This window comes from Candidatus Rickettsia colombianensi (assembly GCF_003664375.1).
GTDB lineage: Bacteria > Pseudomonadota > Alphaproteobacteria > Rickettsiales > Rickettsiaceae > Rickettsia > Rickettsia tamurae.
Map to the genome: position 1 here is coordinate 115,069 of NZ_RAQN01000007.1, position 12,425 is coordinate 127,493.

Here is a 12,425-nt window from a genome sequence, read left to right on the forward strand (position 1 = left end):
CGCAATGACGTGTAATAACAATAATAAAAAATCAAATCTAAATAAGTTATGCCGATTAAAATTTTAATGCCTGCTTTATCTCCAACTATGACGGAAGGAAATCTAGCTAGGTGGTTAAAAAAAGAAGGGGACAAAGTTAATCCCGGGGAAGTAATTGCCGAAATTGAAACCGATAAAGCAACGATGGAAGTAGAAGCAGTAGACGAAGGTATACTTGCCAAAATAGTTATCCCACAAAATAGTCAAAATGTACCTGTTAACTCTTTAATTGCCGTGTTAAGCGAAGAGGGTGAAGAAAAAACGGACATTGATACGTTTATTGCAAAAAATAATAGTGTATCACCGTTACCGGAAACAGATACTAATCTTCCAAAACCCCACGAGAATATAGCTAATGTAGAAGAACAGGTAGCAGTTATAAAACATGATACTAGTAAAATCTTCACCTCACCACTTGCAAAAAGACTTGCAAAAATAGGGAATATTAGGCTTGAGAGCGTGAAAGGTAGTGGTCCGCACGGTAGAATAGTTAAACAAGATATCTTATCATATACTCCTAGCACTGTTCATAATAAAATAGTTAGTAGAAATCCTGAAGAATATCGTTTAGTACCAAATAATAACATCCGTAAGATTATAGCCAAGCGTCTGCTTGAATCTAAACAAACAGTTCCGCATTTTTATTTATCTATAGAATGTAATGTCGATAAATTGTTAGATATAAGAGAAGACATTAATAAATCTTTTTCTGAAGATAAATCAACAAGGATATCGGTTAATGATTTTATTATTTTAGCAGTAGCCAAAGCTTTACAAGAAGTGCCAAATGCCAATGCTAGCTGGGGAGAAGATGCGATTAGATATTACAATAATGTTGACATTTCAGTAGCAGTAGCAATTGAAAATGGGCTTGTTACGCCGATAGTTAAAAATGCCAATCAAAAAAATATTATAGAACTATCTCGTGAAATGAAAGAATTAATAAAGAAAGCAAAAGATAATAAATTAACCCCCAAAGAATTTCAGGGCGGAGGGTTTACCATTTCTAACCTTGGTATGTACGGTATTAAGAATTTCAATGCTATAATTAATCCACCGCAAAGTTGTATAATGGGCGTCGGTAGTAGCTCAAAACGTGCTATAGTCAAGAATGATCAAATAACTATAGCAACAATTATGGACGTAACTCTTTCTGCCGATCACCGAGTAGTAGACGGAGCAGTCGGTGCTGAGTTCTTGGCAGCATTTAAAAAGTTTATAGAGAGCCCCGCTTTGATGTTGATATAAGTCGTCATTGCGAGCAGGCATTATTGCGTGGATCAATTTCACCTCTGTCTGACCACGGGATCCATAAAAACAATTTAAAATACTAATAATATTAGTATTTTAAGCTGGATCCCGCGATCAAGTCGCGGTATGACAATAATAAAAATAAATCACAAATAACATGAGTTTTTCGGATAATTTAGCAAAAATTTTAGATAAATATGAAAATTTAGGCAAAAAACTATCTTCCGGCATTATGGGAGATGAGTTTGTTAAGGCATCTAAAGAATATGCCGAACTTGAAGATGTTGTAGCAAAAATTAAAGAATATAATAAGGCTAAATCTGAGCTTGAAGAAGCAAATAATTTTAAGCTAGAAGTAGGACTTGATAATGCTACTTTAGAAATGATTGAAGACGAAATCCACACTCTTGAAAATTCGTTACCAAAACTTGAAAGAGCCGTAAAAATTGCTTTATTACCGAAAGATGATGCGGATAGTAAAAGTGCTATTATTGAAGTTAGAGCAGGAAGCGGCGGAGAAGAAGCCGCACTTTTTGCTGCCGTACTTTTTAATATGTATCAAAGATATGCTGAGTTAAAAGGATGGCGTTTTGAGATATTAGCAATTTCCGATACGGGAGTAGGCGGTTATAAAGAAGCATCGGCGTCGATCAAAGGTAAAAATGTATTCTCTAAACTCAAATTTGAGTCAGGCGTTCATAGAGTGCAGAGAGTACCGGAAACGGAATCACAAGGACGTATTCACACTTCGGCAGCAACGGTTGCGGTACTTCCTGAGGCTGAAGAGGTTGATATTAAAATTGAAGATAAAGACTTAAAAATCGATACTTATAGAGCTTCAGGAGCTGGCGGACAGCACGTTAATACTACCGATTCTGCCGTACGTATAATCCATATCCCTACCGGTATTACCGTAGCCTTACAAGATGAGAAGTCACAGCATAAAAATAAAGCAAAGGCGTTAAAAATTCTACGTGCTAGAATTTATGAAGAAGAACGACGTAAAAAGGAACAAGAAAGAGCCGATAGCAGAAGAGGGCAGGTAGGTTCGGGAGATCGTTCGGAGCGGATACGTACTTATAATTTCCCACAGGGAAGAGTATCCGACCATAGAATAAACTTAACACTTTATAAGATAGATGAAGTAGTTAAAAACGGACAATTAGATGAGTTTGTTGAAGCTTTAATTGCAGATGATGAAGCTAAGAAACTTTTGGAGATATAAAAGTGTACACGTCATTGCGAGTAGGCATTGTTGCGTGGACCGGTAAAACCCACTGTATCATTCCATCCCGTGGCTTTTTTACCGGTCCACGCAACAATGCCTACTCGCAATGACGATATACAGCAAAAATACAGCCTAATAAACAAATGAAACCACAAGCATCTATAAACGGTAAAATCTGGCAGCAGAAACTGATTAACGAAGATATAGTCACCGAGTTATGTCGTAGTTTCAAAATTAGTGATTTACTTGCTAGGATAGTATCATTAAGAGTAAATAATCTAAAGGAAGTAGAAAATTTTTTGATACCGAAAATCAAAAATTTATTACCTGATCCTTTTCATCTACTTGATATGGAAAAGGCTGTAGATAGAACCGTTAAAGCTATTTTAAATAACCAAAAAATATGTATCTTTGCCGATTATGATGTGGACGGTGCTACTTCAGCCGCTTTACTTAAAAATATTTTTAGAGATTTAAATATAATATGTGATATTTATGTTCCCGATCGTATAGCTGAAGGATACGGTCCAACTCCTTTTGCTATGCAAAAAATTAAAGATAACGGCACAGAATTATTAATTACGGTTGATTGCGGTGCTATGGCACATGAAGCCCTAAAATACGCAAAAGACGTTAATCTTGATGTTATAGTAATCGATCATCATATAGCTACGGAAATATTACCGGATGCAGTAGCTATAGTAAATCCAAATCGTATTGATGAAAAAAGCGAATATAAACATTTGGCAGCCGTAGGAGTTGCTTTCTTATTTGCAACTGCAATATTATCGAATTTAAAGAAGCAAAATTATTTCACGCAAACAATGCTTCAGCCTAATCTAATGAAGTATCTAGATTTAGTGGCTCTTGGTACTGTTTGCGATATGATGAAATTAACAGGCTTAAATCGTGCATTTGTCGCAAGCGGATTGAAAGTAATGCAACAAAGGCAAAATATAGGGATTAAAACATTATATGATATGGCAGGGCTTAATGAAATACCGAAATGTTATCATTTAGGGTTTATTCTAGGTCCGCGTATCAACGCAGGCGGTAGAGTAGGAAAGTCAAGTTTAGGGGCTAATCTCCTATCTACTAGTTGTTCTAATGAAGCAAATAAATTAGCTGAAGAACTTGAAAAACATAATAATGAGCGTAAAGTAATTGAGTTATTAATGATAGAAGAAGCAATGGAAATTGCTTTGACACAACAAGATAGTAGTTTATTATTTATCGTAAAAGAAGGATGGCATCCAGGCGTTATAGGAATCGTTGCCGGCAGATTAAAAGAAAAATTTGATAAGCCGGTGGCAGTTATAGCTTTAAATGACGGGATTGGTAAAGCTTCATGCCGTTCTATTTTAGGTATTGATTTTGGTGCTGAAATTATCAATGCTAAAAGCAAAGATTTGCTAATAGCAGGCGGAGGTCATGCTATGGCGGCAGGTTTTACCGTAACTGCTGAAAAATTACAAGAATTGCAGAATTTTTTTAATAATGCTTTTAGAATTAGTATAAATAAACTAGAAAATTATAAGCATGCGGAATATGATATTGATTTAACGGTTAATAGTGTGAATTTCCCTTTAATGGAGGAATTAAACACTTTAGAGCCTTTCGGTCAAGGAAATCATGAGCCTATATTTAAATTCGATGATTTATTTGTATTAAAAGCGGATATCGTTGGAAGTAAGCATATTAAATGTATGCTTGTTCCAAATAAGCGAGGCTTTGGTACTAAAGCCTTATCTGCTATTGCTTTTAATTCGGTAGGAACTTCATTTGAAGATATTTTATTAAACCCTAAAGCAAAAAATATTACCGCAATAGGAACGTTAAAAACAAATAATTGGCAAGATAATTATATTATTCAATTAATTATAAAAGATATACTTCTAAAAGAGTAGATAGACAAGTATATATAATAACAACTTAAAAAATAATAATTTATGAATGATTTAAAGAAAACAAAAAATACTACAATTTCTAAAGATTTAGCAGAAGTACAAGAGCATTATCAAGATTATCCTTATCCTTTCAGAGACCCAAATCAAGAAAAAGAACGTTTACTTGTAATTTGCGGTGAGTTCTTAGGAGAATTAAACCATTTTCTATATAAAGGAAAAGAAAATTTTAATAATAATTTTAGATGCTTAATAGCAGGCGGCGGCACCGGTGATTCAACTATTTATCTTGCTGAACAGTTAAAAGATAAAAATGCCGAAATAATATATCTAGATTTTAGCAAGCCTAGCATGGAAGTAGCACAAAAACGTGCAGAAGTACGAGGTCTTAAAAATATTAAATGGATTAATGATTCAATATTAAATATACCTAATCTAAAACTTGGAAAATTCGATTATATAAATTGTACCGGCGTGCTTCATCATTTAGCAAATCCTGATGAAGGTTTAAAAAATCTAAAAGCTTCTTTAAAGCCGACCGGTGGTATGGGTTTAATGGTATATGCTAAATACGGACGTACCGGTGTTTATCAAATTCAGGATTTAATGAAAATGATAAATAAAGATACTAAAAGCCGTGTCGAAGAAGTAATGAACGGAAAGCTAATTCTAGATAACCTGCCTGCTACTAACTGGTATAAAAGAGGTTGGGAGTTATTTTCAGATTACCAAAATTTCGGTGATGTTGGAGTTTATGATATGTTCCTGCACAAACAGGATAGAGCCTATTCCGTTCCTGAGTTATATGAGTTCGTAGAAAAAGCAGACTTAAATTTTGTTGATTATCTTGATCCTTTAGAGAAAATTTTATTAAGACCGGAAAATTATATAAAAGATTTTTCACTTCTGCAAAAAGTTAAAAAGATGGATAAAGTAACTAGAGAAGCAATTTCCGAAATACTTACCGGTAATATTATTAAACATTCATTTTACGTATCAAATCAAAAAGATAGTGTAGCCTCGTTTGATGATCTTGATAATATACCGTACTTCCATAATATCGCCAATTTTGCTAAACAAATTTATGAACATTTGGAGTCTAATCCTTCAGCAGTAAATAATGTTATTAATTTTACTATTAATAATGGAGTGCTAAATAATGTTAATATCTCAATATCGATATTTAGAAGTACTAAATATATTTTCAAATATATGGTAGAAGAGAAAAGTTTAAGAGAAATATTTGATGCGGTACGTAGCGAATTAAACCAAGAAATAAGCAATGAAGTCTTATTAAACGAAGTTAAAAACGTATTCATTCCATTACTTAATACAAATGTGTTATTGTTAAAATCAAAGGATTTATAGAGTTACGTGGATTGGTTTATCCGTCATTGCGAAGAGAGGTTACCTGAGTCGTCATGAGCTACGCAGCCGTAGGCTGTGCGGTAATCTCATGAAATATAATAAACTCCCAAGATTACTTCGTAATTTCCTCGTAATGACGATTTGGATTGACAATGTGCTATTACGTTGTTAGTATGCTTTTACATACATAGACAGCTCTTATAAGCTAACAAGATAAATAATTCTTCAAACCACAAGAATAAATAAAATTTTCTAAAAATCTAATTTGATTCCTAATTTAAATAAGTATATTACTTACCTTTAAACTTAATTACTAACTCAACTTTTCAATTATAATCTATTAATAATAAAATAATGAACACAACTAATAAAGAATCCACAGAAGAACTTAACAATACCGAATCCAATAACAATCATAATAATTTTGCAGAGAACGGTAATATTATTAATTTAAAACAATTAAAACGTAAATTACCGGAGGAACTACAAGTTCAAGCAGAAGAATTAAAAATTGAAAATATTAATTCATTACTTAAACAAGAATTAGTTTTTGCAATTTTGAAAAAATCTGTAGAGCAGGGAGGTTTAATAGTGGGAGAGGGGGTACTTGAAGTACTACCTGACGGCTTTGGTTTTTTACGTTCGCCGGAAGTAAACTATTTAGCAGGTCCTGATGATATTTATATCTCTCCTAGTCAGATTCGTCGTTTTGGTCTACGTACCGGTGATACGGTAGAAGGTCAGATCAGAGCTCCAAAAGCCGGGGAGCGTTATTTTGCTTTACTGAAAGTCAATAGAGTAAATTTTGAAGACCCTTCTAAAGCTTATCATCGTGTTCATTTTGATAATTTAACTCCCTTATATCCTGATGAAAAACTAGGATTAGAACTTGAAAATAATAGTAAAGATAGTAAGGATTTTAGTACACGAGTTATTGAACTTGTTGCCCCTATGGGTAAAGGGCAACGTGCATTAATAGTAGCACCGCCTCGTACAGGTAAAACCGTATTATTACAAAATATAGCACATGCAATTACAACCAATAATCCGGAAGTATTTTTAATAGTACTGTTAATAGACGAAAGACCTGAAGAAGTAACAGATATGCAACGTTCCGTGCGTGGGGAGGTTGTTAGCTCTACTTTCGATGAACCGGCAAGTAGGCACGTGCAGCTTGCAGAAATGGTTATTGAAAAAGCAAAGCGTTTAGTAGAACATAAAAAAGATGTGGTGATTTTAGTAGATGCGATAACACGTTTAGCTCGTGCTTATAATACTGTAGTACCATCATCAGGGAAAGTATTAACGGGCGGTGTTGATGCTAATGCACTACAAAGACCGAAAAGATTTTTCGGAGCAGCAAGAAATATCGAAAACGGTGGCTCGCTTACTATAATCGGTACGGCTTTAATTGAAACCGGTTCTCGTATGGATGAGGTAATTTTTGAGGAGTTTAAAGGTACAGGTAATTCCGAGATAGTTCTAGATCGTAAGATTGCCGATAAGCGTATTTATCCGGCTATTGATATAACTAGATCAGGAACTAGAAAAGAAGATTTGTTAGTAGATAAAATAATATTAAATAAAATGTGGGTTCTTCGTCGTATTATCGATCCGATGGGTAGCAGTGAAGCAATAGAATTTTTACTCAAAAAACTTGAAAATAATAAAACTAACGGTGAGTTTTTTGAGATGATGAAGAGTCCTGAACGTCCTAAGAACGGTTTATAATACTTAATGTCATTCCCGCGAAGCATTGTTGCGTGGATTAATTCCGCCGCTGTTATATCGTGGCTTGACCACGGTATTAATTTAAAGCACTAATAATTTTAGTATTTAAACATAAGAAATCATGAATATATCATCCGATTATTTAATTGAAAGAAGACAAATAAAATCTCGTTTGTTAATTTGGAAGCTAGCAGCTATTATTTTAATTGCTATCGTATTCTTACTAGTCGGTAAAGATTTTGCTCCAAAAGAGGTTTTACCTATTAATAGTAATGAAGACTATATAGCTTCCGTATTAATAGACGAAATAATTCTTGAAGACGAAAAGCGTGACAAAAAGCTCAAAAAAATAATCGATGATTCTCATATTAAAGCTTTAATAGTTAACGTAAATTCTCCCGGCGGTACGGTAGTCGGCTCTGAAAAAATTTATAATATTCTGCGTAAAATATCTGAAAAAAAACCGGTAGTGATAGTTATGGGAACAATGGCTGCAAGCGGCGGTTATTTAATCTCTCTTGGAGGTGATTATATTGTCAGCCATAACGGAACTATTACGGGTTCAATCGGTGTAATACTACAAACAGCCGAGGTGACGGAGCTTGCTCAAAAATTGGGGATTAAATTTAATAATTTCAAATCGGGTGAATTAAAAGCCGTCCCAAATCCTACCGAAAAACTGACGGAAGCAGTGCGGGTAGCCATTATGCAAAATATAGAAGATACTTATAATTTCTTCCTTGAACTGGTTTCAGAGAGGCGTAATCTTCCTATAGAAGAAGTAAAAAAGCTCGCAGACGGACGAGTATATTCAGGTCGTCAGGCTTTAAAGTTAAAGCTTGTGGATGCTATAGGCTCGGAAGATACTGCATTAAAATGGTTACAGGAAGTTAAGAAAATTAATGTTAATCTACTAGTTAAAGATTATCAATTAAAACCAAAACCAAAATTAATGGACATAATACTTGAAGATTTTGATAGTATAACACCTAGTTTTTTTAAAAATAGTTTTAACGGAATCAAAGCGATTTTTTAATAATGATTACTAAGAATTATTTAATAGATAAAATACATGATAAGCTGAATTATCTTTCTAAAGAAGATGTTAAAGATTCAGTAGAGTTCATTTTAGATTATTTAAACGAATCTCTTAAAGAACAAAAGCGTATCGAAATCAGAAATTTTGGTAATTTCTCTATCCGCAAACGCAAATTCCCTGAAAGTAGAGTTCTTTCCAAATTCGCTTATAGAGAGGAATTTGAAGGAGACACGGAACGTAGCACCGCAGCGTACAAAAGCGTACGTGAGGATGCGAATACCGGATCGACATACAAATTACCTCTAGAAGTAGAGTTTGGGAAGAACTCTGTCGAAAAATTCTATAATACAGTTTATTACCGAATGCCTAAAAATTTATTTAAGGAGTAAATAAGTTATGGAATGGTCTAAGTATAGTACTATAGAGAAAGTGGAAAATAATAAAAAGCATGGTACTACATAATAATATTTTTTCCATGGCTCTTCATATTGAAGATTTAGAACTCTTCAAAAAAATATTATCGATAGATGGGAAGCTGGTTATTCAAGCACTCAATATAGATTCTCTTATATATCACGATATTATAGGTAATGGGAAATATGATTCTTTTTTTGAAGCATTATATAATTGCTTAAGTGATAGTAAATCAACAATCATGCCTTTAGTATCTAATAAGAAAGAATATTATCCTATTTTTGAAGAATTATGTAATGAATTTAAAGGAAAAAATATCATCAATAATGATATATTTAGAAAAAGAATCTGATGATCACCCTCTACCTAGATGGGAATATGAAGAAACTTTAGAATATTATTTAAAAACTAGAAAAAATTATGATAAGCCTAAACCTGAACCCGAAATAGAAAGAAGCGAAAAGGAACCTAATTTAAATTATGCAGAATTAGATTTAAAATATTATGAAGAATCTTTAGACTATTACTTAAAGGTTATAGGGTAGGGTAATAAAATTTTCCTCTCACTTGACATTATAATAATAGGCAACTATCTTAAGTGTAAAATTAAAACAGGGTGTTTATGATAAGATATTTAATAATTTTATTTGCTTCTATAGCTTTAATTGGCTGTACCGGTCAAAAAACTACGAAATCAAAAGAAGTAGTAGAACTTGACGGTGATCCAAGTTATGCAATTATGAAAACAATCGATAATATTAACAGAAATATCACTAACACTACCTCATCTCTTCCGAGTACTCCGGTTAGATAGGAATGCTTGTTATTATTTCTTCTGCTAAAACTCTTAATTTTGAGAAGTTAGCTCCTAAAACAGGGCTAACTTCTCGTATATTCCCTAATTTAACTAATCAGTTACTTTCTACACTCCAAAACTATTCTGAGAATCAATTATCGAAAGTAATGAATATAAGTGCAAAGCTTGCGCATATAAATAAAGAAAGATTTAAGGATTTTGATAATCAAGAGAGTAAAGCGGCTATTTTTGCTTATGCAGGAGATGTTTTTAATAATATACATGCAGAAAAATTAACTAATCATGAAATAAATTTCCTGCAATCACATTTGCTTATTATATCAGGTCTTTACGGAGCCTTAAAACCGCTAGATGCTATTAAGCCGTATAGATTAGAAATGGCAACAAAATTAAATGAAATAAACTTAACAAGCTTTTGGCAAGATGAAGTCACTAATTATATTAATAAAATTCTTGCTAAGCATGAAAATAAATATTTACTCAACCTAGCATCACAAGAATATTCATCTGTAATAAATCCAAATAAACTTAAATATCAATTAGTTAACGTTCATTTTAAAGAAAACAGGAACGGAAAATTATCAACAATTGGAATAAATGCTAAAAAAGCTCGAGGGAATATGGTTAACGTTATTGCTAACAACCTAATTGACTCACCTGAGCTACTTAAGAATTTCTCATATTTAGACTATGAATTCAGTACTAAACACTCATCCGATAATGAATTGGTATTTATTAAAAGCTTTTCTTAATCTACTAAATTTTACCTCCCTACTCCATGTGCTGCTTATATGCTCCTCATGTTTTTAAAAATAGTGTCTTAATTGCTCTATTACCTCGATTAAACCTGATGTTTAAGTTGAGGTCTTATGCACACTATATGCTCATCACATTTTACTTCTGATTGTGCAACGCGTAATTTTGATGATAAAAATTCAATCATTTTCTACAATTTTGTTGGTAATTTTATCCCTCCTGAATGGAATCACCTCTCCTCTAGTAATGGTAAAATTTTAAGTAAAACCTCAAGACAACTCCTATCTCTCTCATAGTCTTCCGCTTGCAAATCTACTACAATAACAGTATCGATGAACTTCAAGAAACCTATCATTTCTTTGAAGAACAATTGGGAGTTGGTCAAGAACGTGTTAGACAGTGCATGCTTGAGCTAAAAAATGGAGGATTTATTGAGTTTTATAAAGCAACTATTGTAAAATATGGCATTAAATGCCGCAATACTCCTTGTATTAAGTTGGCTAGAAATTTCCAGCCTGCTTCTAGCAAAATACCATCTAAAAATGAAAAAAATTTTACATCAACTCCAAAAAACTTTGGGGTGAAACCCAAAGAAATTTTGGCCAACCCCAAAAAAGTTTGGATGAGACAATATATATAGATAATAATAAAAATATATCTAATAAATCTAGATCTAGTGAATCTATAATTTTGCAAAATGAACAAAATGAAACTGTGCAAAATCAGTAATTACTACAATATTCACCAAAACAAAATCTTACACAAGAGTTAAAATTCGAAACAACAAGATCAGCTAATAATCAGCAAGAGAGTGAAAATGTTAAAACATCTGAAAGTCATTTTATCATTGGTCCATTACAGGTTAATAAGGCATTGCAAGCAGTTCTTGATAAGGTTGATAAGGCAAGATGTAAGCAAATAGCATCACCAGCTAATAATGATTCAGCAGTAGAATCTGTAAAGAATAAAGGCTGGTTCAAAAGAAAGAAATTAGCAGATTTTTATCCATTAAGCCAAGAAGATGCTGATTTATTGCAGGTTGAGTCTCGTCGAGAATTCAACTTAGACTTCATTAACAAACTATTATTGAAGTTGGCAGAACAATATCCAGAACATCATTTCGGACATAAAAAGGTGGTTTTAACCTATATGGCTAAGGCTTTAGTTTGTGAGCTAAGAGAAGCTACTCAAGTAAATAGTAGTATGTTTCAATTTAAATCTAGCAACTTAAACAAAGCTAAGGAACAATATCTAGATAAGATAGAAAGCAGTAACAATACTAGCAAACAAGCTCAGCTAAAACGTAAGATTGTTGGTAGTGTCGATTTCGATACAGCATATGAGTTGCTAAGCTCTTGCTGTTTTATGGGTGTGCTAGATAATCAATATCAAATCAAATTGCTTAAAGATATTACGCTTGCAGAACATAGCAAAGATAAAATACTACAGCAAGTACAAAGCATTTATGGAGCCCAAGTCAAACAGTTACAAATTATTTCACCATTGGTTAATGCTGTAAGTCAAAAAGAAAATGAGCCTAAACAAGCTGATCAAACTTATTTATTTGCATTAAGCAAACAATTAGATCCAGCTTCAGTGTGGTACAAAGTTAGAAAATTCCTAATTGAACGCTATAGTAGATATGTTGATATAGGGACCTTTAGTAAGCTAGCAGTAATCATGGAAGATACTCAAAATAAAAAAATAATTATCCAAGCAAAATCAAGTTTTTATGATTATTTTGTTCGTAACCGTTATATGAATGGCTTAGCTGATGCTTTTCAAATGCAAGGATGTACTTTTGAATTACTAAAATTTAAGGATTGAAATCATGAATATGCAACAAAAAGATGAATTATTAAGTTGTTTTAATGTGCG

General features: G+C 32.9%; 12 protein-coding genes and 2 pseudogenes. All 14 read left to right on the plus strand.

Features of this window, described 5'->3' with window-relative positions:
* Positions 1–48 precede the first annotated feature (48 nt).
* The 14 genes and pseudogenes from D6968_RS02210 (at position 49) to D6968_RS06630 (ending at position 12,374) form a co-directional block, all read left to right on the plus strand.
* Complete coding sequence (locus D6968_RS02210; protein WP_121543102.1) at positions 49–1,287, plus strand: pyruvate dehydrogenase complex dihydrolipoamide acetyltransferase; 1,239 nt, start codon at positions 49–51, stop codon at positions 1,285–1,287.
* 160 nt (positions 1,288–1,447) lie between these two features.
* Entirely contained in the window at positions 1,448–2,515 is a 1,068-nt protein-coding gene (gene prfA / locus D6968_RS02215; RefSeq protein WP_121543104.1) for a peptide chain release factor 1, read from the plus strand.
* 27 nt (positions 2,516–2,542) lie between these two features.
* Entirely contained in the window at positions 2,543–2,665 is a 123-nt protein-coding gene (locus D6968_RS06250) for a hypothetical protein (RefSeq protein WP_281269436.1), read from the plus strand.
* The gene (gene recJ, locus D6968_RS02220) at positions 2,662–4,425 is read left to right on the plus strand and encodes a single-stranded-DNA-specific exonuclease RecJ (protein WP_121543106.1); all 1,764 of its coding nucleotides are present in this window, start codon (positions 2,662–2,664) and stop codon (positions 4,423–4,425) included. Before D6968_RS06250 ends, recJ begins: the two co-directional genes overlap by 4 nt.
* 42 nt (positions 4,426–4,467) lie before the next feature.
* Entirely contained in the window at positions 4,468–5,790 is a 1,323-nt protein-coding gene (locus D6968_RS02225) for a class I SAM-dependent methyltransferase (RefSeq protein WP_121543108.1), read from the plus strand.
* Between the two features lie 354 nt (positions 5,791–6,144).
* Positions 6,145–7,521, plus strand: coding sequence for a transcription termination factor Rho (rho, locus tag D6968_RS02230; protein WP_121543110.1), 1,377 nt, complete (start codon positions 6,145–6,147; stop codon positions 7,519–7,521).
* A gap of 121 nt (positions 7,522–7,642) precedes the next feature.
* On the plus strand, positions 7,643–8,557 hold the full coding sequence (sppA, locus tag D6968_RS02235) for a signal peptide peptidase SppA (RefSeq protein ID WP_121543112.1): 915 nt from the start codon (positions 7,643–7,645) through the stop codon (positions 8,555–8,557).
* 2 nt (positions 8,558–8,559) lie between these two features.
* Positions 8,560–8,745 (plus strand): annotated as a pseudogene (locus tag D6968_RS05755) (HU family DNA-binding protein); the annotation flags it as partial.
* Positions 8,746–9,035: 290 nt separating this feature from the next.
* Positions 9,036–9,230: pseudogene (locus D6968_RS06455) on the plus strand (hypothetical protein); the annotation flags it as partial.
* 70 nt (positions 9,231–9,300) lie between these two features.
* A complete protein-coding gene (locus D6968_RS02250) occupies positions 9,301–9,519 on the plus strand; it encodes a hypothetical protein (protein WP_121543114.1) in 219 nt (72 codons plus the stop codon).
* A 77-nt stretch (positions 9,520–9,596) separates the two neighbouring features.
* Positions 9,597–9,788 carry a hypothetical protein gene (locus D6968_RS02255; RefSeq protein WP_032138646.1) on the plus strand — a complete coding sequence of 64 codons (192 nt, stop codon included), beginning with the start codon at positions 9,597–9,599 and terminating at the stop codon, positions 9,786–9,788.
* 2 nt (positions 9,789–9,790) lie between these two features.
* Complete coding sequence (locus tag D6968_RS02260) at positions 9,791–10,543, plus strand: YaaA family protein (protein ID WP_121543116.1); 753 nt, start codon at positions 9,791–9,793, stop codon at positions 10,541–10,543.
* A 308-nt stretch (positions 10,544–10,851) separates the two neighbouring features.
* Entirely contained in the window at positions 10,852–11,187 is a 336-nt protein-coding gene (locus tag D6968_RS06625) for a hypothetical protein (RefSeq protein WP_245969078.1), read from the plus strand.
* Positions 11,188–11,420: 233 nt separating this feature from the next.
* Positions 11,421–12,374 (plus strand): hypothetical protein, encoded by a 954-nt coding sequence (locus tag D6968_RS06630; protein ID WP_245969080.1) that lies wholly within the window; start codon positions 11,421–11,423, stop codon positions 12,372–12,374.
* Positions 12,375–12,425: the final 51 nt, after the last annotated feature.

Coding starts and splice junctions, on each gene's coding strand:
- D6968_RS02260 (WP_121543116.1), top strand. CDS start 9,791: ATGCTTGTTATTATTTCTTCTGCTAAAACTCTTAATTTTGAGAAGTTA.
- D6968_RS02255 (WP_032138646.1), top strand. CDS start 9,597: ATGATAAGATATTTAATAATTTTATTTGCTTCTATAGCTTTAATTGGC.
- rho (WP_121543110.1), top strand. CDS start 6,145: ATGAACACAACTAATAAAGAATCCACAGAAGAACTTAACAATACCGAA.
- sppA (WP_121543112.1), top strand. CDS start 7,643: ATGAATATATCATCCGATTATTTAATTGAAAGAAGACAAATAAAATCT.
- D6968_RS02210 (WP_121543102.1), top strand. CDS start 49: ATGCCGATTAAAATTTTAATGCCTGCTTTATCTCCAACTATGACGGAA.
- prfA (WP_121543104.1), top strand. CDS start 1,448: ATGAGTTTTTCGGATAATTTAGCAAAAATTTTAGATAAATATGAAAAT.
- recJ (WP_121543106.1), top strand. CDS start 2,662: ATGAAACCACAAGCATCTATAAACGGTAAAATCTGGCAGCAGAAACTG.
- D6968_RS02250 (WP_121543114.1), top strand. CDS start 9,301: ATGATATATTTAGAAAAAGAATCTGATGATCACCCTCTACCTAGATGG.
- D6968_RS02225 (WP_121543108.1), top strand. CDS start 4,468: ATGAATGATTTAAAGAAAACAAAAAATACTACAATTTCTAAAGATTTA.